The organism is Sorangium sp. So ce385, assembly GCF_051474135.1.
In the GTDB taxonomy this organism is placed as follows: Bacteria; Myxococcota_A; Polyangia; order Polyangiales; family Polyangiaceae; genus Sorangium; species Sorangium cellulosum_D.
Map to the genome: position 1 here is coordinate 11,635,859 of NZ_CP150337.1, position 20,087 is coordinate 11,655,945.

General features: G+C 73.7%; 20 protein-coding genes. 6 read left to right on the forward strand and 14 right to left on the reverse strand.

All coding sequences use genetic code 11. From position 1 onward, the window contains the following. Positions 1 to 30: 30 nt before the first annotated feature. The 8 genes from WME83_RS42570 to trxA all read right to left on the reverse strand — a co-directional run bounded on the left by WME83_RS42570 (position 31) and on the right by trxA (position 7,612). Positions 31 to 1,143, reverse strand: a complete 1,113-nt coding sequence (locus WME83_RS42570; RefSeq protein ID WP_437315430.1) for a DegT/DnrJ/EryC1/StrS family aminotransferase — start codon at positions 1,141 to 1,143, stop codon at positions 31 to 33. After that, positions 1,140 to 1,814: an acyltransferase gene (locus WME83_RS42575; protein WP_437315431.1), complete on the reverse strand. Its 675-nt coding sequence runs from the start codon at positions 1,812 to 1,814 to the stop codon at positions 1,140 to 1,142. The genes WME83_RS42570 and WME83_RS42575 overlap by 4 nt, the downstream gene beginning before the upstream one ends. Then, positions 1,811 to 3,490: a hypothetical protein gene (locus WME83_RS42580; RefSeq protein ID WP_437315432.1), complete on the reverse strand. Its 1,680-nt coding sequence runs from the start codon at positions 3,488 to 3,490 to the stop codon at positions 1,811 to 1,813. Before WME83_RS42580 ends, WME83_RS42575 begins: the two co-directional genes overlap by 4 nt. 6 nt (positions 3,491 to 3,496) lie before the next feature. Next, positions 3,497 to 3,769, reverse strand: a complete 273-nt coding sequence (secG, locus tag WME83_RS42585) for a preprotein translocase subunit SecG (protein WP_044986773.1) — start codon at positions 3,767 to 3,769, stop codon at positions 3,497 to 3,499. A 134-nt stretch (positions 3,770 to 3,903) separates the two neighbouring features. Further along, positions 3,904 to 4,746, reverse strand: a complete 843-nt coding sequence (gene tpiA, locus WME83_RS42590) for a triose-phosphate isomerase (protein WP_437315433.1) — start codon at positions 4,744 to 4,746, stop codon at positions 3,904 to 3,906. Beyond that, entirely contained in the window at positions 4,743 to 5,978 is a 1,236-nt protein-coding gene (locus WME83_RS42595; RefSeq protein ID WP_437315434.1) for a phosphoglycerate kinase, read from the reverse strand. The genes tpiA and WME83_RS42595 overlap by 4 nt, the downstream gene beginning before the upstream one ends. A gap of 4 nt (positions 5,979 to 5,982) precedes the next feature. After that, entirely contained in the window at positions 5,983 to 7,008 is a 1,026-nt protein-coding gene (gene gap, locus WME83_RS42600; protein ID WP_437315435.1) for a type I glyceraldehyde-3-phosphate dehydrogenase, read from the reverse strand. Positions 7,009 to 7,288: 280 nt separating this feature from the next. Next, positions 7,289 to 7,612, reverse strand: a complete 324-nt coding sequence (gene trxA / locus WME83_RS42605; RefSeq protein ID WP_437315436.1) for a thioredoxin — start codon at positions 7,610 to 7,612, stop codon at positions 7,289 to 7,291. A 242-nt stretch (positions 7,613 to 7,854) separates the two neighbouring features. On the opposite strand from trxA, the gene WME83_RS42610 reads away from it, so the two are divergent. Together WME83_RS42610 and WME83_RS42615 are read left to right on the forward strand one after the other, a co-directional pair. Next, complete coding sequence (locus WME83_RS42610; protein WP_437315437.1) at positions 7,855 to 8,451, forward strand: hypothetical protein; 597 nt, start codon at positions 7,855 to 7,857, stop codon at positions 8,449 to 8,451. 88 nt (positions 8,452 to 8,539) lie between these two features. Beyond that, complete coding sequence (locus WME83_RS42615; RefSeq protein ID WP_437315438.1) at positions 8,540 to 9,262, forward strand: polyprenol monophosphomannose synthase; 723 nt, start codon at positions 8,540 to 8,542, stop codon at positions 9,260 to 9,262. 25 nt (positions 9,263 to 9,287) lie between these two features. On the opposite strand, the gene WME83_RS42620 is transcribed toward WME83_RS42615, so the two are convergent. After that, positions 9,288 to 10,688, reverse strand: a complete 1,401-nt coding sequence (locus WME83_RS42620) for a serine/threonine protein kinase (RefSeq protein ID WP_437315439.1) — start codon at positions 10,686 to 10,688, stop codon at positions 9,288 to 9,290. Positions 10,689 to 10,815: 127 nt separating this feature from the next. Here WME83_RS42620 and WME83_RS42625 point away from each other — a divergent pair, with 127 nt between their 5' ends. Continuing rightward, positions 10,816 to 11,718 (forward strand): SPFH domain-containing protein, encoded by a 903-nt coding sequence (locus WME83_RS42625; RefSeq protein ID WP_437315440.1) that lies wholly within the window; start codon positions 10,816 to 10,818, stop codon positions 11,716 to 11,718. Next, on the forward strand, positions 11,715 to 12,689 hold the full coding sequence (locus WME83_RS42630; RefSeq protein WP_437315441.1) for a hypothetical protein: 975 nt from the start codon (positions 11,715 to 11,717) through the stop codon (positions 12,687 to 12,689). Before WME83_RS42625 ends, WME83_RS42630 begins: the two co-directional genes overlap by 4 nt. Before the next feature lie 65 nt (positions 12,690 to 12,754). Here the strand turns inward: WME83_RS42630 and WME83_RS42635 are convergent, their stop codons facing one another. After that, a complete protein-coding gene (locus WME83_RS42635) occupies positions 12,755 to 13,411 on the reverse strand; it encodes an alpha-ketoglutarate-dependent dioxygenase AlkB family protein (protein ID WP_437315442.1) in 657 nt (218 codons plus the stop codon). Positions 13,412 to 13,533: 122 nt separating this feature from the next. Between WME83_RS42635 and WME83_RS42640 the strand changes: the two genes are divergently transcribed. Beyond that, positions 13,534 to 15,162 (forward strand): N-acyl-D-amino-acid deacylase family protein, encoded by a 1,629-nt coding sequence (locus WME83_RS42640; protein ID WP_437315443.1) that lies wholly within the window; start codon positions 13,534 to 13,536, stop codon positions 15,160 to 15,162. Between the two features lie 62 nt (positions 15,163 to 15,224). Next, the gene (locus WME83_RS42645; protein WP_437315444.1) at positions 15,225 to 16,511 is read left to right on the forward strand and encodes a multidrug effflux MFS transporter; all 1,287 of its coding nucleotides are present in this window, start codon (positions 15,225 to 15,227) and stop codon (positions 16,509 to 16,511) included. Here the strand turns inward: WME83_RS42645 and WME83_RS42650 are convergent. The 4 genes from WME83_RS42650 to WME83_RS42665 form a co-directional block, all read right to left on the reverse strand. Continuing rightward, positions 16,444 to 17,067, reverse strand: coding sequence for a hypothetical protein (locus WME83_RS42650; protein ID WP_437315445.1), 624 nt, complete (start codon positions 17,065 to 17,067; stop codon positions 16,444 to 16,446). The genes WME83_RS42645 and WME83_RS42650 overlap by 68 nt on opposite strands. A 180-nt stretch (positions 17,068 to 17,247) precedes the next feature. After that, entirely contained in the window at positions 17,248 to 17,634 is a 387-nt protein-coding gene (locus WME83_RS42655) for a hypothetical protein (protein WP_061624036.1), read from the reverse strand. 538 nt (positions 17,635 to 18,172) lie between these two features. Then, positions 18,173 to 19,132 (reverse strand): gluconeogenesis factor YvcK family protein, encoded by a 960-nt coding sequence (locus tag WME83_RS42660; protein WP_437315446.1) that lies wholly within the window; start codon positions 19,130 to 19,132, stop codon positions 18,173 to 18,175. A gap of 45 nt (positions 19,133 to 19,177) precedes the next feature. After that, entirely contained in the window at positions 19,178 to 19,936 is a 759-nt protein-coding gene (locus WME83_RS42665; protein ID WP_437322108.1) for a DNA methyltransferase, read from the reverse strand. Positions 19,937 to 20,087: the final 151 nt, after the last annotated feature.

Below are 20,087 nucleotides of genomic sequence, written 5' to 3' on the forward strand. Positions count from 1 at the left end.
GCGCTCCTGCCCGCGCGCGAGGGCCCACCGTCAGCCGAAGAACGCGCGGATCGCGGCCGCCACGCGGGCGACCTCTTCCCCCGTGAGCTCGGGGAAGATGGGGAGCGCGAGCGTCTCGCGCGCGGCGGACTCGGCGACCGGGAGGGCGCCGGCGGGCGGGCCGAGCGGCGCGAAGCAGGGCTGAAGGTGGAGCGGCGCCGGATAGTAGATCTCGGTGCCGATGCCGCGCGCGGCCAGGAAGCTCCGCAAGCGGTCGCGCAGGGACGCGTCGTGCAGGCGAATCACGTACTGGTTGAACGTGTGCCCGCCGGCGCCGGCGTCCGGCAGCGAGAGCGGCAGGCCCGCGCCGCCGAGGAGCGACGCGTACTGCGCGGCGTGATCGCGCCGGCGCTCGAGGAGCGCGCCGAGCCGCGGCAGCTTGCGCCGGAGGAGCGCCGCCTGGAGCGCGTCGAGCCGGAAGTTGCCGCCGACGAGCGTGTGGCGGTGCTTCTCGCGAGCGCCCTGCGCCCGCAGCGCGCGGACGCGATCGGCGAGGTCGCCGTCGTCGGTGGTCACGAGCCCGCCGTCGCCGAAGGCGCCGAGGTTCTTGGTCGGAAAGAACGAGAAGCACCCGAGGAGCCCGAGCGCGCCGGCGCGCCGGCCCGCGCGCTCGGCGCCGAACGCCTGGGCCGCGTCCTCCAGGACCGGCACGCCCCGCGCGACGGCGAGGAGCTCGTCCATGGGCGCGCAGGCGCCGAAGAGGTGGACGGCGACGACCGCCCGGGTGCGCGCGGTCAGGGCGCGCGCCAGGGAGGCGGGATCCAGGTTGAAGGAGCCGGGGAGCACGTCCGCGAAGACCGGCCGCGCGCCGGTGCGATGGACGGCGCCCGCGGTCGCGAAGAAGGTGTACGCGGGGCACACCACCTCGTCGCCCGCGCCGACGCCGAGCGCCATCAGCGCGGCGAGCAGCGCGTCGGTGCCGGACGAGACGCCGATCGCGTGCCGGACGCCGAGGTACGCGGCGCACTCCGACTCGAAGGCCTCGACCTCCGGACCGAGGATGTAGCGGCCGCTCTGGACCACCGACTGGAACACGGCGGTGAGCTCGTCCTGCATGGCGAGATCGCCGCGGGCGCGATCGAAGAAGGGGACCGGCGGCGTCATCCCTCGTCGTCCTCCGCCGGGGGGAGATCGCGGTAGTGGCGCGCGGCCGCGGCGCGGGGCGCCGGCAGCGGCGCGTCCTCGTCGAGGTCGAGGCAACGGACGATCTCGCCGCGGCGCTCGTAACGATAGCCGCTCTCGGGGCAGCGCATCAGGCCGTCGCGCGAGGCGACGAGCTTGTGACCGTGGCGGCTCATCCAGCCGGCGCGCCGGGCCGGCACGCCGGTGACGAGCGCGTAGTCGGGGACGTCGCGGGTGACCACGGCGCCGGCGCCGATGAACGCGTGGCGCCCGATCGTGACGCCGCAGACGATGGTGGCGTTGGCGCCCACGGTGGCGCCGCGGCGGATGCGCGTCCTGTCGAGGAAGGCGCGGCGGTCGATCTGCGCGCGCGGGTTCACGACGTTGGTGAGGACGGCGGAGGGGCCGAGGAACACGTCGTCCTCGACGAGGGTGCCATCATAGACAGACACGTTGTTCTGGATCCGGACGCCATCGCCGATGACGGCGGTGCCCGCGACGAAGACGTTCTGCCCGAGGACGCAGTCGCGGCCGATCCGCGCGCCCGCGGAGACGTGGCAGAAGTGCCATATCCTCGTGCCCTCGCCGATGTCGCACGGCGCGTCGATGCACGCCGACGCGTGCGCGAAGAACGGCCTCGCGGGCTGGCTCACGGCGCCGCCTCCGGCGCGGGGTCGGCGGGGCGCCGGGCGCGGTCCTCCGGCGTGGCGCGCTCCTCCGGCGCGGCGCGGTCCTCCGGCGCGCCGGCCGCCGAGGGCGCGGCCCAGAGCCCGAAGGCGCCGCGCGTCGCGAGCGGCGGGCCGGCGAGGTCGAGCACCGGCGGCCGGACGCGCCCGACGAGGTACGCGGCGCCCAGCCCGGCGGCGCGGCGCGCGAGCGACGCGGCGTCGTCGAAGCTCGATCGGACCGGAGGATCGCGCGGATCGATCGAGCGATCCGGGTGCGCGACCCAGGGGCGGCCCAGGGCGGCGAGCGTCGCGAGGTGGCCATAGTCGACGACCTCGATCAGGAGGGGGGCCGAGGGAGGCGTGAGCTCCGCGGCGGCGCGGCCGATGGCGACCTCGTCGGTCCGCGGGTTGAAGTGCTCGCGGCGGAGGTGGGGGCGGAAGAAGAGGCCGACGCAGAGCACGGCCAGGAGCGCGCCGCCGAGCGCCCTCCGCGCCCCGGACGAGGCGCCGCGGAAGGCGCGCGCCAGGAGATCGCCGACGGCGAGCGCGAGCAGGAGCAAGGCGAGGAGGGTGGCGCGCTCGGGGTGATGCGTGGGCGCGCCGTCGCGCACGAGCGCGAGCGAGAGGGCCGCGATCTGGAGGGCGGCGACCGCGCCGGGGAGCGCGTACGGACGGGCGGCGCGGAGGAGCGGCGGGAACGGGCGGGCGGCCCCCGGCGCGGCGCCGCGGCGGGCGCGCCAGGCGACGAGGGCGAGGGCGATGGGGCTCAGGAAGAGCTCGGGCTCCTCGCGGACCATCGCGGCGGGATACGCGAAGAGCCGCAGCAGGGAGCCGTCGCTGCCCGGGCCGAGCGCGCTGCGGTACGAGGCGACGCGGGCCAGGAAGTGCAGCGCCTCCCCGTGGGCGACGCGGTTCCAGGCGATCCACGCGGCGGGCCCGGCGAGCGCCGCCAGCGCCGCGAGCGCGAGCGTCGCCTGCGCGGCGCGGCCCTGGCCGAGGCGGGCGGACGAGAGCAGCGCCATCGCCGCGAAGACGGCGGCGACGGGCCAGGGCTCGTACCGGGAGAGCGTCGCCAGCGCGAGCGCGAGCGCGCCGAGGAGGGCGCGGCCGGCCGGCGGCGCAGGCCCGGCCGGCGGCGTGACGAGCGACGCCACCGCGAACAGCGTGAGGGCCGCGGTCGGCAGCTCGGGGACCGTCGCCACGCCGAGGCAGGCGCTCCACGGAAAGGCGCCGGCGAGCAGCGTGCCGGCGAGCGCGGCGCGGCGGTCGCCCGTGATCCAGCGGGCGGAGATGTAGATGAGCGCGGCCGACGCGACGCCGAGCGCGAAGGCGATGGCGCGGGCGACCTCGAGGGTCGGCGCGAAGACGCGGAAGAGCGCGCCGTTGAGCCAGAAGGGGACGGGGAGCCAGCTCGTCCCGGTCGGGTCGAGCCGGGGCGCGTGGGCCCACGCCTGCGCGAGGACCACGCGCGCGAAGTCGTCGTCGCTGACCGCACGGAAGCCGAGCGCGAGGACGAGCGCGGAGACTGCAGCCTTGGCGAGGGCGACGAGGGCAAGGTCACGCGCGAGAGGGACGGCGGAGGCCACGGCCCCACCCGCGATCGACCCCGCGTCGAGCGCCCTGCCCGCCTCCCTCCCCGGCGCGGGAGCGGGCCGCAGCACGCGAGCCTACTTCTCCTGGGATCGCTCGAACTCGCGCAGCTCGCGGTCGCCCGCCGACGAGAGGTAGGCGAGCGCCACGCTCGTCGTCATGAAGACGGCGGCGCAGATGGCCGTGAGGCGGGTCATGAAGTTGCCCGCGCCGCGGCCGCCGAACACCTGGGCCGTCGCGCCGCCCATGGCCGAGCCCATCCCGCCCCCGCGGCCCTGCTGGAGGAGCACGACGAGGATCAGGAACAGACAGACGAACACGTGCACGATGTTGAGGAACGTGTGAAGCATCGGCGTCTTTCTGCTGGGTCGTTCTGGCCTGCGCGACGGGCTCAGGGGGGCAAAAGTGTGAGGTGCGAGAGGGATGCGAGGGGCCGAGAGGGCAGGCCGGCGCCCCCGCGGTGAGGCGGGGGCGGCCCGCCGATCTACCCCTGTTCGGCGCGCTCCGCCAGTCGGTGCGCGGCGTCGACGATCTTGGCGAAGCCGGCGGCGTCGAGCGAGGCTCCGCCGACCAGGGCGCCGTCGATGTCGTCCTGGGCGAGCAGCCCCTCGGCGTTGTCGGCCTTGACGCTGCCGCCGTAGAGGATGCGCGTGACGGCCGCGAGGTCCTCCGAGGCCTTCGCGAGCAGGCCGCGGATGAACGCGTGCACCTCTTGGGCGTCCTCGGCGCGCGCGACCTTGCCCGTACCGATCGCCCAGACCGGCTCGTAGGCGATGACGCCGAAGCCGGGCTGCTTGGCGAGCTCGTCGAGGAAGGCGCGGACCTGGCGCTCGACCACGGCGAGCGTGTCGCCCGCCTCGCGCTGCTCGAGCGTCTCGCCCACGCAGACGATGGGGCGCAGCTCGGCCGCGATCGCCGAGGCGACCTTCCGGGCCACCGACTCGTCGGTCTCGGCGAACAGCTGCCGCCGCTCGCTGTGGCCGAGGATGACCCAGGTCGCCCCCGCGTCCTTGAGCATGCCCGAGGAGATCTCGCCGGTGAACGCCCCGGAGACCTCGGCGCTCATGTTCTGCGCGGCGATGCCGACCTCGCTCTTCGCCTCCGCGAGCTCGTGCGCCACGGCGGCGATCGCGGTGAACGGCGGCGCGACCACCACCTCGGCCCGCGTGAGCTCGCGGGTCGCCTTGGCGACGGCCGCCGCCAGCGGGCAGGCGTCCTGCCCGCCGGCGTTCATCTTCCAGTTGCCGGCGATGAGCGGACGACGCGAGCCCGCCCGCGGGGCGACGCCCGTGGCTTCGGGCGCGCCCCCGTCGTTCACGGGCTTCACTCGCTCACCTCGGCCGACCGGAGCGCCTCGACGCCCGGCAGCCGCTTGCCCTCGATGAGCTCGAGCGAAGCGCCGCCGCCGGTCGAGATGTGGTCGAAGCCCTTGGCGATCTGCTCGCCGGCCTGCTTGACCGCCGCCGCGCTGTCGCCGCCGCCGACGACGGTGAAGCCGGACGCGCCGCTCATGATGCGCGCGACGTCGAACGTGCCCTTCGAGAAGGCGGGCGTCTCGAAGAGGCCCATCGGGCCGTTCCAGAACACCGTCTTCGCCTTCTCGATCGCCTTGCCGAACAGGTCGACCGAGCGGGGGCCGATGTCGAGCGCCATCGTGCCCTCGGGGATCGCGTCGACCGACGCGGCCTCGCCCTGCGTCGCGTCGATGCCCGAGGCGACCACGGCGTCGACGGGGAGCAGGAGCTGGATGCCCCGATCCCGCGCCTTGCTCATGATCGTGCGCGCGAGCGGGAGCTTGTCCTCCTCGATCCGGCTCTTCTGCACGTTCTTGCCCTGCGCGGCGAGGAAGGTGTTCGCCATCGCGCCGCCGATGCACAGGGTGTCGACCACGTTGAGGAGCGCCTCGACGACGTCGATCTTGTCGGAGACCTTGGCGCCGCCGAGGACGGCGACGTACGGCTTCTCCGGGCGATCGGTGAGCCGGGTGAGCGCCTTGAGCTCCTTCAGGAGGAGCAGGCCGGCGGCGCGCTCGCGCACGAGGCGCGGCAGCGCGTGCACCGACGCGTGGGCGCGGTGCACGGCGCCGAAGGCGTCGTCGACGTAGACGTCACAGAGCTCGGCGAGCTGGCGCGCGAAGCCATCGTCGTCCTTCTCCTCCTCCTCGTGGAAGCGGAGGTTCTCCAGGAGACAGATCTGGCCCGCGCGCAGGTCGTAGATGACCTTCTTGGGCGAGTCGCCGACGCAGTCGTCGGGCAGATGGACCTCGTAGCCGGTGAGCTCACTGAGCCGCCCACCGCACGGCTCCAGGGAGAGCCCCTCGGTCTTGCCCGGCTTCGGGCGGCCGAGGTGCGACGCGAGGATCACCTTCGCGCCCGCCTCCATGACGAGCTTGATCGTCGGGATCGCCTCGCGGATGCGCGAGTCGTCCGTGATCTTGCCCGTCTTCTTGTCGAGCGGGACGTTGAAATCGACGCGGATGAAGACGCGCTTGCCGCTGAGGCCGCCGGCGTCGCCGGCCGCGGCGAGGTCCTCGACTGAGCGGATTCCGGTGAGCTTCACGGCGCTACACGCCCTTCTTCGCCACGAGCTGCGCGAGGTCGATCATGCGGTTCGAGAAGCCCCACTCGTTGTCGTACCACGAGAAGATCTTCGCGAAGCGGTCGCCGAGGACCGACGTCATGGTGGCGTCGAACGTGCTGGACGCCGGCGAGCCGATGAAGTCGCCCGAGACGAGCTCCCGGTCGGTGTAGTTGAGGATGTCCTTCATCGGACCCTGCTCCGCGGCCTGCTTCATCGCGGCGTGGATGCTGTCCTTCGTGATCGGCTTCTCGGTCTCGAGGGTGAGGTCCACGAGCGAGACGTCGACCGTGGGGACGCGGATCGCGAGCCCGTCGAACTTGCCCTTGAGCGCCGGGATGACCTCGGAGAGCGCCTTCGCGGCGCCGGTGCTCGAGGGGATCATGTTGACCGCGGCGGCGCGCGCGCGGCGCAGGTCGCCCTTCCGGTGCGGGATGTCGAGCAGGTGCTGGTCGTTCGTGTACGAGTGCACCGTCGTCATCAGGCCGCGGACGATGCCGAAGTTGTCGAGCATCACCTTGGCGATGGGGGCGAGGCAGTTCGTCGTGCAGGAGCCGCACGAGATGACCGTGTGCTTCTGCGCGTCGTAGAGCTCGTCGTTCACGCCCATGACGACCGTGAGGTCGTGGCCCTTGGCCGGCGCGCTGATGATCACGCGCTTGGCGCCCGCGTTGATGTGGCCGGCGGCCTTCGCCTTGTCCGTGAAGAGGCCCGTGCACTCGAGCACGATGTCGACGCCGAGGCTCTTCCACGGCAGCTCGGCCGGGTCCTTCAGCGCGAGGACCTCGATCTTCTGGTCGCCGATGCTGATGTGCTTGTCGCCGGCGCCGACCTTCGCCGCCTTGAACTCGCGGTGGATCGAGTCGTACTGGAAGAGGTGGGCGAGGGTCTTCGGATCCGTCAGGTCGTTGATGGCGACCAGCTCGATATCCTTCACGCCGCGCTCGACGAGCGCGCGGACAATGCAGCGTCCAATGCGCCCAAAACCGTTAATTGCGATCTTCGTCGCCATCACGAACTCCTGGGAAAGTGGCCGGCGCGATACGTAGTCACCTCGCGCGCGACGGTCAAGCAAAGCCTCAGCGCGCGCGACGCAGGCGAAGAAGCGGCCTCTCGCCGCGGCGCCGCGGCAGGTGCGCGCCGGGGCCGGCTGGTCGGGCGAGGCGTCCGATGGGGCGGGGCGTTCGGTTGACGCTTCGGGCGGCGCTTCGGTCGGCGCTTCGGTCGGGCGAGGCGTTCGGGCGGCGCTGGCGGGGCTTCGTCGCGCGGGCCTCGCGGCGGGAGAGCTCGGCTCAGACGCCGAGGAGCTGGATCAGCTTCTCGCGGCTCGTGAGGCCGACCTGCGTCCCCGTCTTCTGGCCGCCCTGGAACACCATCACCGTCGGAACGCTCCGCACCCCGTATTTGCGGGTGGTCTCCGGAGCGCTGTCGATGTCGAGCTTGGCGACCTTCACCTTGCCCTGGAACTCGTCGGCAATCTTGTCGACGATCGGGGCGAGCGCCTTGCAGGGCCCGCACCAGGTGGCCGTGAAATCCACGAGAACGGGGACGTCTGATTTCAGGACTTCGGCCTCGAAATTCTGGTCGGTGAGGGTGTGGACGTTCTGGCTCGCCATGTTTGTCTCCGTCGGTGCCGCGCTGTTCAGGTTCCGGGCCGCGCCCCCGTGCCGAGGGTGCGACCCCACGAGTTGACCGAGGCTGCTCCAGCCGGTCGGCCCGATGCAGAGCGGACGCCCTGTCGGGCAAGGAAAGTAACTGGCGCGCACGTCTCCGGCAACCGCCAACCGGCACGGCGCCGGGCGCGCGCCCGGCCAAACCTTCCGCTCGCGCCGCCGGTTTGGTAGATCGACCGACCCGGATGTCGTCGGACGAACCTCCCCCGAAGCACCTCGGCCGCCCGCGAGGCCGCGGCGCTCCCGCGGCGGCCGCGGCGACGACGAGCGGCTACGCCGTCGAGGAGACGTGGCGTCAGACGGCCCGGGCGCTCGTCGTGCCGCTCGAGCGCGCCCTCACGCTCCCCGCGCTCCGCGCCGCCTTCGCGCGGCTGACCGCGGTGGCCGCGCGGCAGAAGCTGACGATCGCCGAGGATCCGCTGTTCGGCCTGAGGGGCGATCCCGGGAGCGATCCGCCAGCGCGGTGGGGCTACGAGGCCGTGCTCCCGATCCGCGGCGCGGCCAGGCGGGAGGGCGACGTGACGGTCACGCGCATCGACGGCGGCATGCACCTCGCCGCGACCACGCCGCGCGGCCTCGACGACCTGAAGCGCGTCTACGGCTACCTGCTCGGCACGCATTTCCCCGCGAAGCATCAGCAGCTGACGCGGCCGTACATCCTCCACCGCCTCGCGGACGGCCAGGCGCGCGCGCCCGACGAGGCGATCGCCGTCGCGGTCTATGCGCCGGCGGTGCTCTCGATCGCGCCGGTGCCGGTGCCGGCCGACGAACCGGAGGCCTGAGCGCGGGCCGACGCCCGCGCAGCACGACGCGCACGATTCGCCGCACGATTCGCCGCACGAGCGCCCGCTCGCGCAGCGCCGAGCCAGGATGGCCCCCCGAATCCTCGTCATCACGCCGACGTACAACGAGCGAGACAACCTCGCCGAGTTCGTGAGCTCCGTCCTCGCGACGGTCCCGGGCGCGCACGTGCTGGTCGTCGACGACGCGTCGCCGGACGGGACGGGCGCCCTCGGCGACGCGCTCGCCGCGCGCGACGAGCGCGTCCGCGTGCTCCACCGACCGGCAAAGCTCGGGCTCGGCACCGCCTACCTGGAGGGGTTCCAGCGCGCGCTCGACGGCGGCTACGACGTCGCGTTCGAGATGGACGCGGACCTCTCGCACGACCCGGGCCACCTGCCCGCCTTCCTCGACGCGATCGCCGCGGGCGCGGACGTGGTGCTCGGCTCGCGCAACATGCCGGGGGGCGGCGTCGAGGGCTGGGGCCTCGGGCGGCACGTGCTCTCGAAGGGCGGCTCGCTCTACGCGCGCACCATCCTGGGCGTCGGCGTCCGCGACATGACGACCGGCTACAAGGCGTTCACGCGGCGCGCGCTCCTCGCGCTCGATCTCGGCAGCGTGCGCTCGAACGGCTACGCCTTCCAGATCGAGACGACCTACCGGGCGCTCCGCAAAGGGCTCCGCGTCGTCGAGGTGCCGATCGTGTTCGTCGACCGCCGCGCCGGCCACTCGAAGATGAGCCGGAGGATCTTCGCCGAGGCGATCGTCGAGGTCTTCCGCCTGAAGCTCGACGCGGCGCGCGGGCGCCTCTGACCCCCGCGCCCGCGGCGGCGCGCCGTCAACGGCCGCCGGTCCTCGACGGCCTCGACGCGGCGGTCGACCGGGTCCGCCCGTCGGCCTCCAGCTCGTCGAGCTCCTCGTCCAGCGCCTCGTCGTCGCCCTCGTCGTGGATGCGCGAGCGCCCGGGGGCCTCCTCGTCCTCGATGCGCACGCGCGCCGCCGCGCCCGGATCGCGCTGGGCGGCGCCGTCCGGCGCGGGGCGCCCGCGGACGGCGCGGGTGGCGCGGCGCAGCGCGAGCTCGGCGACGCGGCCGGCCCGGCGCACGCTCGGCGCCGCCTGCTCGCGCAGCACCCGGCCGAACACCAGCGACAGCAGCGTCAGCACCGTCGGCACCACCACCCCGAGCGCGAGGCCTACCGCGATGCGCGCGACCGTGAGGCCGAACAGCGCGCCCGCGAGCGGCAGGCCGTCGAGGCCGCGCCACGGCGCCGCGGCCTCATCGCGCTCGCGCGCGCGCCGGTCCTCCTTGCGGGCGCGCCGCTCCGCCTTGCGCGCGTCGCGGTAGGCCTTCCGCGCCTCGCGCTCCGCCTTGCGCGCGTCGCGGTACGCCGTGCGCGCGTCGCGCTCCGAGGGGCGCCCGGCGCGCGGCCGCTCCGAGGGGCCGCCGCCCGCGTCGAGCGCCGCGAGCAGCGGCGCGATGCGCGCGGCGCGGCGCTCCGGATCGGGCTCCAGCATCGCGGAGAGGGCCCGGACGAGGCCCGGATCCGCGCGGCCGCCGAGCGCCGCGGCCACGTCGATCGCGAGCCCCCGGTGCGGCAGGTTCTCCGGCTCCTCGCCGGTGAGCAGGCAGAGCGCGGTCGCGCCGACGGCGTAGACGTCCGACGCGGGCAGCGCGCGGCCCTGGAACTGCTCCGGCGCCATGTACCCGAAGGTGCCGACCACGGTGCTCCCGCCCTCGGGGCGCAGGCGATCGCGGACCGCGCCGAAATCGACGATCGCGAACGAGCCGTCGGGCCTGCGGATGACGTTGTTCGGCTTGATGTCGCGGTGGATGACCGGCGGCGCGCGCCCGTGCAGGTAGTCGAGAACGCCCGAGGCGTCCCGCAGGAACCGGACGATCTCGTCCCGCCCGAGCACGGCCCGGCGGCGGCGCATCGCGCCGAGGCTCTCGCCCTCGATCTTCTCCATCACGAGGAAGAGCGCTCCGTCCTCCTCGAAATGATCGAGGTAGGCGGGCAGGCTCGGGTGCGACAGCGAGGCGAGCACGCGCGCCTCGCGCTCGGCGAGCTCCACGCCCTTCCAGCTCGAGGCGCCGCGGATTTGGAACCGCTTGATCGCGACGAGCTTGCCGAGCCGCTTGTCGACCGCCTCGAGCGTGTGCCCCTGAGCCCCTTCGCCCAGGGCGCGCGTGACCACGTAGCGCCCGTCGCGCAACGCCTGGCTCGGCTCGGTGCTCATCGCCGGGGCGAGGGTACACCGCCCGCGCAGCGGCACCAGGGCGAAGCCGTGCCGGCGCGACCGCGGGCGTCCGCCCCGGTCCGGCGCGCGCCGCCGTCGCGGAGCGCTCTGCTAGAGTCGACAGGCCATGTCCCTGATCCTCACCCTGCTCGCGACGTTCACGGTCGCCTACCTCGCCTCGGGGCTGCGGCAGATCAACCAGTGGGAAGCGGCGCTGCGCTTCACGCTCGGCAAGCTGACGGGCCGCGTGTCCCCGGGCGTCACGATGTACCTGCCGGGGCTCCAGGAGCTGCGGCGCATCGACATGCGGATGAAGAACCGCGATCTCCTCCGGCAGATGGTGATCACCCGCGACAACGTGACCACGATGGTCGATGCGGTCGTCTACTACCGCGTCGTCGACCCGGAGAAGGCCACGCTGGCCGTCGAGAACTACGAGACGGCGATGAAGGACCGCGCCAAGGTCGTGCTGCGCGACGTGGTGGGCGAGACGCGGCTCGACGAGCTGCTCGCCCACCGCGAGGAGGTCGCCGCCAAGGTGCGCGCGCAGGTCGAGGCGGTCGCGGAGGCGTGGGGGCTGCACGTGGAGATGATCGGCCTCCAGGACATCGCGCTGCCGCCGCAGATGCAGGAGGTGCTCGCGAAGGGGGCCATCGCCGAGCGCGATCGGCGCTACGTGATCATCAAGAGCGAGGCCGACGTGGAGAGCGCGAAGAACTTCGCCGAGGCGGCGAGCATCCTCGCGCGCTCGCCCGGGGCGATGGAGCTCCGGCGCTTCGAGGCGCTGGCGAACCTGAGCCAGGGCAACACCAAGGTGATCTTCGACCTGGCGAAGCCGTACGACGACGTGCGGCACGCGGCGGCGGCCATGGCGGAGGCGGCCGCGACCGAGGTGCAGCCGGTGCGGGTCCGGGAGGGGCACGAGCCGGTCGACGCCGAGGCGCGGCGCGAGGCCGAGGCGGCCCTCGAGGCGGACGCCGCGCTCGAGGAGCAGCGGACGGCGCGGCGCGGGCGCATGGGCGGGGCGTGATCCCGGCGCTGACCGCGCTGAAGGCCGCGGCCGCGGCGCTGCTCGAGGCGCGCGGCGAGCGCGGCCTGTCGGCCCTCGTCGCCGGCGCCGAGCTCGCGCTCGCCGGGCCGCCCCAGCGGTGGACGATGGGGTCGCGCGAGGTGAGCGCGCTGCGCTTCTCGCTCGCCGTCGACGCGCCCGCGTTCGCGGCGCTCACGGCGGACGCGACCCGCCTCGCGGCGGCGAGGGACGCGTTCGCGAGCGCGGTGCGCACCCCGGAGACGGAGCTCGCCGATCTGATGCTGCTCCTGCGCCTGCCCGGCGTCGGGCGCGGCTGGAACCAGGTCTACCGGGAGGCCGCGCTCCCGGCCGCGACGGAGCGGCCGCCCCCCGACGCGGTCCTCGGCGGGGCGGCGGCGCTGCTCGAGGCCTCGGGCGACGCGCGCGGCGCGGCGATGCTCCGCCGCGCGCGGCTCGAGGCGGCGCAGGTCCCGAGCAGCGGCGGGGTCGCGCTCGTCCGCTGCGTGGTGCGGCTCGACCCGGCGGACCGCGCCGCGCTCGACCGCGACGGCGAGCGCGCGGAGCGGCTGCAGCGCGCCGTGCGCTGCGCCGGCACGCGCGCGGCCGAGGCGGTCGCGTCCGTGGAGCTCGCCACGGCGCTCGCCCCGCTCGGCGGGTCGCCGCCGCTCGGCCCGGCCGAAGCGCCGGGCGCGCGGCTCGCGCGTGCGCTCGAGGCGCGCGGCGCCGTCGTGGTGCCCGTCTCCCGCGACGACGGCGAGCCGGGCGGCGGGGGCGTGGAGCTCGCCGTCGTGGCGTCCGGAGAGCTCCTGCGCGTCCGGCTCGCCGCGTCCAGCCCGGGGCGCGAGCGCGGCCACGGCGGATGGAAAGCCGAGGAGATCCGGGCAATTACGGTCGCTGCCCAGGACGCGGCGACGCCGGAGCGGGCCGGGGAGCTCGCCGCGCTGCTCCTCGGCGGCGGCGAGCTCGCCTGACGGCGCGGCGGGAGGGGCTCGCCCGGCCTCGCGGCGCGCCGGGGCGAGGCCGGCGCGCTGCCGCGCTACGCCCCCGCCCCGGCGCGCGGGCCCTGCCCGAGGATGCGCCGGAAGGTCAGGTTGATGCGCGGCCCCACGCCGCGCTGCTTGGGCACGCCGTGGCGGTGGTGGTGTTGGGTGGTCCCGCCCATCACCAGGAGGCTCCCCCCGCCGAGCTCCAGCTCGACCGCGGGAGCGTCCTTCCATTTCCGGACGGGCTTGAGGACGAAGCGGCGCGGCGCACCGAGCGACACGGAGGCGATCAGCGGATTTTGCCCGAGCTCCTTCTCCGCGTCGGCGTGGAAGCCCATGGAGTCGTCGCCGCCGCGGTAGTAGTTCAAGAGCACGCTGTTGAACGCCGGGCGGGGCGCGCGCGGCGGCTCGGCCACGGAGAGCTCGGCGCACGCCGACTCCACGCGCGCCTTGAGCTCGGCGAGCGGCGGCGACCACGGCTCGGGCGAGAGCGTCAGCCCCGAGTAGGTGTAGATCGCGCCGGGGTCGCCGTACCACGCCGACAGCCGCGGCTGGAGGAACTCGCTGCCGAAGAGCTTGATCCTGTCCTGCCGCCACGCGACGCCGGCCCGCAGCGCCTCGAAGAGCGCGTCCGCCTCGGCGCGCGGGAGCCACGGATCGAGGAGGGCGAACCAGCCGCCCTCGGCGAGGTGCTCGATCCGCGTGCGCACGAGGACCGACTAGCGCGCTCGCCGCGCGCGCGCCAGGCAGCGTCGATGGGGCGCCTCCCGGCGCTCGCCGGGCACGCGCGCTCCTTCAGGCGGAGCGGCGCTTCACCGACAAGGGGTTTCCGATGGAGTTCGATCTCGTCGTTTCGCGGGGGACGATCCTCGACGGCAGCGGCCAGCCTCGCTACCTGGCGGACCTGGGGATCCAGGGCGGCAAGGTGGCGGCGATCGCCGGGCCAGGCGCGCTCCACGGAGGGCGCACGCTCGACGCCGGCGGGCTCGCCGTCGCCCCCGGCTTCATCGACATCCACTCGCACGTCGACTGGCTCCTCCCGCTGCCGGACCACGAGCGCGTCCTCGCGCCGATGGTCGCCCAGGGCATCACGACCGTGGTGGCGGGCAACTGCGGGCACTCCCCTGCCCCGGTCACCGACGCGTCGATCCCGCTGGTGGAGCACTCCGCGGAGATCCTGAAGGACGGAGCGCTCGCCTATCCATGGCGATCGATGGGCGAGCTCCTGAGCGCCCTCGAGGGCGGCGGGCTGCTCGTCAATGCCGCGCTCCTGGTCGGCCACGGCACGCTCCGTCAGGCGGTCATGGGCAACAGCGCCGCTCGCCCGGGCTCGAAGCAGATGGCGGCGCTCTGCGCGCTCGCGCGCGCGTCGCTCCGCGAGGGCGCGTTCGGGCTCTCGGCCGGGCTGGCCTACACGCCGGGGGTCTTCGCGCGCAGGGACGAGCTCCTCGGCCTGCTCCGGACCGTGGCCGACGAGGGCGGCGTGTTCACGGTCCACGGCCGGGCCTACACGTGGGTCTCGCCGTTCTACAGGCCGCTGCTCCTCGGCCCGCCGCACAACCTCCGCTCCGTCCGCGAGCTGCTCGGCCTGGCGGAGGAGGGCCGCGTGAAGATCCAGCTCTCGCACCAGATCTTCATCGGCCGTCGGACGTGGCCCACGGCGCCGTGGGTGCTCCGCGCGATCGAGCGGGCCGTGGACCGGGGGGTCGACGCCGCGTTCGACGCGTTCCCCTACACGGTCGGCAACACCACGGTGAACGCCCTCTTCCCCGCCTGGGTGCTCGACGGCTTTCGCGCCCGCATCAACGACCCGGCGGTCCTCCGGAGGCTCCGGCGGGAGTTCGCGATGTTCCGGCGGCTCCTCGGGCTGGAGTACGCGGACATCCGGCTGCTCTGGGGCGCAGCGCCGGAGCTCGCCGAGCTCGAGGGGCTCGACTTCGAGGAGATCGCGGGGCGCCTCGGCAGGAGCGCGTTCGACGCCTACGTGCACGTCGCCCGCGTGAGCGACGGCAGGGCGCGCGTCCTCCTGGACACGTACTCCGGCGTGGGTGCGCGGGACGAGCCGCTCCGGACCGTGCTCTCGCACCCGCTCTGCGCGTTCGAGACCGACGCCATCCTCACCCGGCGCGGCCGGCACAACCCGGCGTCGTTCGGCACGTTCCCGCGCGTGCTCGGCCATTACAGCCGCGACCTCGGCCTGTTCCGGCTCGAGGAGGCCGTGCGCCGGATGACCTCGCTGCCCGCCGAGCGGATCGGGCTCCGCGGCGTGGGGCGCATCTTGCCCGGGCACTGGGCGGATCTCGTCGTCTTCGATCCGGCCGCGGTGGCGGACAACACGACGCCGCGCCGAGCGGACGCGCCGCCGTCGGGGATCCGGGCCGTCCTGATCACCGGCGAGGTGGTGGCGCAGGACGGCGCGCTGACGAGCAAGACGCGGCAGGGGCGCGTGCTGCGCAGATAGAGGGCCGCTGAGCGTCCCTGGCCGACGGACGCCGTGTGCCCTACATAGCTCGTCCGCCAACGATGCCGAGCTCGCCCATCCCGCGAAGGAGCCCCGGTTTCCTCGCCCTCATCCTCGGCGCGCTCATGGCGCTGGGCCCGCTCTCCATCGACATGTACCTGCCGAGCCTGCCGACGCTGCAGCGCGAGCTCGGCACCACCGCCTCCGCGGTGCAGCTCACGCTCGCCGCGTACTTCGCGGGGCTCGGCCTGGGGCAGCTCGCCTACGGCCCGCTGACCGATCGGTTCGGCCGCAAGCGCCCCCTGTACGTCGGCCTCGCGCTCTACGTGCTCGCGTCGCTCGGGTGCGCGCTCGCGCCGAGCGTGCAGTCGCTCATCGCGCTTCGCTTCCTCCAGGCCGTCGGCGGCGCCGCGGGGCAGGTCGTGACGCGGGCCGTGGTCCGCGACCTCTACGGCGGGGCCGCCGCCGCGCGGCTGCTCTCGCTGCTCATGCTCGTCATGGGGGCCGCTCCCATCCTCGCGCCGACCCTCGGCGGCTGGATGCTCCTCGTCGCCGGCTGGCGCGCCATCTTCGCGCTGCTCGCCGCGCTCGGCCTCGGCTGCCTCGCGCTCATGGCCGCCGCGCTGCCCGAGACGGCGGCCTCTCGGGCCGAGCGGCTCGACCTCCGCGCGATCGGCGCGCACCTCGGCGCCCTCGGGCGGGATCACGCCTTCGTCGCGTACACCCTGACGGGCGCCTTCGGCCAGGCCGGCATGTTCGCGTACATCTCGGGCTCGCCGTTCGTGCTCATCGAGCTGTTTCACGTCTCGCCCCAGCACTACGGCTGGATCTTCGGCGCGAACGCGTTCGGCCTCATCGCCGCCGCCCAGCTGAACCACCGGCTGCTCGCGCGGAGATCGCCCGCCCAGCTGCTCGCGCGGGCGACGGCCGCGACCACGGCGTTCGGCGTGGTCCTCGTCGCGGTCGCGGTCGGCCGCTGGGGCGGGCTCACCGCCGTGGTCGGCTCGATCTTCGCGTTCGTGGCGAGCCTCGGCTTCATCAACGCCAACGCGACGGCGCTGGCGATGGACGGGCAAGCCGCGCGCGCGGGGCTCGCCTCCGCGGCGCTCGGCTCGGTTCAGTTCGCGATCGCGGCCTGCGCCTCGTCGCTGGTCGGTCTCCTGAACGACGGCACCATGCGCCCCATGGCGGCCGTCATGGCCGCCTGCGGCGCGGCCTCGTGGCTCGCGGGCGCGGCGGCCCGGCGGCCCGACGCGCGCGCCGCGTCGGCCGCGCACCGCCTCACCGATTCGCCGGCCTCTCTGCGAGCCACGCCGGATATCCCTTCGAGTCCGCGGCCGCCAGCCTGAGGTCGGGCAGCTGCGCGAACACCGCCCGGCCCACGCCGTAGAGCGCCTCGAGCAGGGTCTCCTCCGGGCCGAACGCCTCGAGCCCCAGCGTCCACGCCGCCGGCGCGGCGTTGCCCTTGCCGTCCACGAGGTCGACGCGGGTCAGCTCCACCGCGCAGCCGGCGCCGGGGATCCTCCCGCCCGTCGCCTCGGCGACGCGGCCGCTCGCCACCCCGAACACCCGCACCTGGCGCTCTTTTCTGAGCGTCGTCCACCCGCGCCCCCCGTCGTCGGCGTCCGTCGAGCGGTGAGACAGCTTGGTCCACCGCTCCAGCTCGCCCAGGATCGTGGGCGAGAAGTGGATGGGGCCGAAGGCGCAGCGCCGGAACTTCGTCTCCAGGCTCGCCGCCCCGCCGCGCATCTTGATCCCGAGATCGGCGCGCTGGACGCGGAGGTAGCGGTCGGTCCGCGGCGGCTCGGAGGACGACGCGCCGGAAAACCACGACGTGAGCCGCTGCACCCGGGCGTCGTCGACGGGCAAAAACCAGCGGACCTCGAAGCTCTCGTAGAGATGCATGGCGTCCTCCTGACCCGTGCGCAGGCGGCGCGCGCGCCCCCATCGCTTCGTGCGAGGAGACGGGAGCGCGTGCGCCGTCGGCGCGGCGGAGGCTGGGTCAGGGCCGGTTCAGGCTGCCGTCACCGAGAGCTGCGCGCTCCGGGCGAGCGACCCCGCACATGCCGCCGTGGGGTCGCTGGATCAGGCCCTCGACGAGGCCCGGAACGAGTCGGACACGACCTTCTTCGCGAAGTCGACGATCTGATCCTTCGGGGCGTTCTGGATCGCGTACTTGACCACGTAGCCGCCGGCGAGGAGGGTGAGCTGGCGCAGGATCTTCGAGCTCGCGAGCACGCCGATCGCGAACGCCGCTCCGCCGATCGCGATGGGAACGATGTAGGGGACGTCCTTGACCTTGCTCTGCACGTCCTTGGCGAACTTGAGCAGCATGTCGAGGCTCATCCCGCCGTCGCCGCCCTGCGCCTGCTGCGAGCTCGACTCCTGCGAGCCGGCCTCCTGCGAGCCGCCCTCGTAGATCCCGTTCTTGTACCCGGTCGAAGTGTACTGGTCGTTACCGATGGTGCTCATAGCGCTCTACCTCGTCCTGAATGATCAAGCCTCTGAGATGGGGATAGCTCCCGGCTCTATGCGAAGCACATACCAGTCTGGAGAATCGCGCAACGGGCGGCGCAGCGACGGCGCTTCGCGCTGCCCGCGCCAGCAGCAAGGGCGATCGCGTGCGCGGGCGCTCGGCGGCGATGGGGCAACTTGGCCGGGCGTGGCAAATGATCTCGCCTCAAGGGCTCACGCCCCGTCGGCGCTCCGACGAGGACACCGGGACGCGGACGGAGCCGGGCGAGGCCCCGAGCGCGAGGGCGATGGGGGCGACGCCAGGCGAGCGCCCGGCGATCCAGAGAACACACTTCGCAATTCGTAACTTAAATCACATTTTACGCGCTCAACGTGGTTGCGGCGGTCGAAGGCGTTGGCGGTCGGCCGGCGTCAGGCCACCCGGCGGCGAAGGCGACGAGGAGAGCATGGACGGCAGGGCATCGTGATCGTCAACACGCCCTTCTACCGGTACGACGCGCCGAAGGCGGCTTGACGGGCCGAGCGCCCTCGCAGCTCACCACCACGCGCGCTCCCTGGCGAGCGACACGATCGCGGACGAGAGCTTGTGCGGGTCGTGGCGGATCAGCTTGCCGCCGAACAGCAGATCCGCGGGGACGAGGAGGTCGGAGGCGAGCCGCCGGTCCGGCGAGGTCACGACCGGCTCGGAGCCGGCGGAGGCGTACTCCTGCAGGCTGGCCGAGGGCCACACGTCGTTGAACAGCACCGCGTCGAGCCGGGCTTCGCCGAGGTACATCGCGATGGTCCCCACGAAATCCTCGACCGTGTAGCCGGGTGTCTCGTTGGGCTTGGTCATGAGATTGCACACGAACAGCGCGCGGGCGCGGCTCGCCGCGATCGCCTCGCGCACCCCCTTGACGAGGAGGTTCGGCACGAGGCTCGTGTAGAGATCGCCCGGCCCGAGGATGATGAGATCCGCGTCCGCGATCGCCTCGAGCGCGGCTGGATAGGCCTGGGCCTCCGGGTCGAGATAGACCGAGAGCACCGGCGCATCGAGCATGTCGGAGAGGTTGTCAATCGACGCTTCCCCGCGGATGGTCCGGTCGTTCTCGAGGCACATCACGAGATCGACATGGTCCATCGTGACGGGGAGGACGCGGTTCTTGACGGAGAAGATCTCGTGCAGGCGCTCGACCGTGAGGGGGAGCGAGCCGGTGATCTCCTGCACCGCCGTGAATATCAGGTTGCGCAGGGTGTGCCCGCCGAGGCTCCCCGAGCGGAAGCGGTGGCTGAGCAGCTCCTTCAGCGCGTCCGGGTGCTCGGACAGGGCGACGAGGCAACGCGTGAAGTCGCCCGGGGGCAGGAGGCCGTACTCGTCCCGGAGCCTGCCGGAGCTCCCGCCCGAGTCCATCATGGTCACGATCGCGGTGATCCGGGCGCTCAGGTCGCGCAGGCCCGTGAGGAGCGTGTAATGGCCCGTTCCTCCTCCCACCGTCACGATCTTCGGCGTCGCCATGGCGGAGCAGGGTACCACGCGGGCGAGCGGGGCCGACACCGGCCGTCACGCCGCCGAGATCGCGGCGCGCGGCTGCGGCATGCACTTCGCGAGGCGGCTCGAGGCGACGGCGTGGTACGTGGGCGCGATCTCGGCGCTGTAGCAGCGCCTGCCCGCCGCGAACGCCGCCACCGCGACCGAGCAGAGCCCGCCGAACGGCTCCCAGACGACATCGCCCGGATCGGACGACGCCCGGATGATGCGATCGAGCAGCTTGAGGGGCTTCTGGTTGCCGTGGACGGAGCGAGTCTCCTCCTTGAAGCGCTCGGCGCCGCGGACCGCGGGCTCGTGCCAGACGTTGGTCACCCCCACTTCGCAATGGAACTTCGCGCGCAGGCTCGCCCATTCATGGCCCGTCAGCGGCCGCTTGCCGTCGACCGAGAAGTAGGGCCGCCCCTCGGGGCGGCCGTGCGCGTTCGCGAACGCGACGATCCGCTCGAACGCCGAGGCGGGGGGGTAATACCAGAGATGGCAGCGCGTGAAATACTTCCTCGTGGCGGCGTTCTTCACGCCGCACGCCTCGTTCGTCTGGCGCAGCGGGAGGCCCGAGCGCTCCCATTCGTGCCGCAGCCAGGCCTTGAGGGGCAGCCGCACGCCGCCGCTCTCCAGCAGGACCTTGCGGACGTACTGCACGCACACCTCGCTCACGACCGGGAACTTGCGCAGCGTCCGGGTGTTCGCGTTGCCGGCGATGTGGGCGATCCCCTTGTCCCACACATGGCAGCTCCGGTACTCCCAGCCGTGCTGATCGAGCAGCGGGTGCACGGTCGCCCAGCCGACCTCGGTCCCCCAGAACCACAGGGTGGCCGACGGCAAAGCGCGCTCCGACCAGACGGCGACGTGGGGCGCGTACCACGCGGCGAGCCCCTCGTGCGTCGGGGGATCGCCGGGAAAGCCGGAGACGCCATACGCGCCG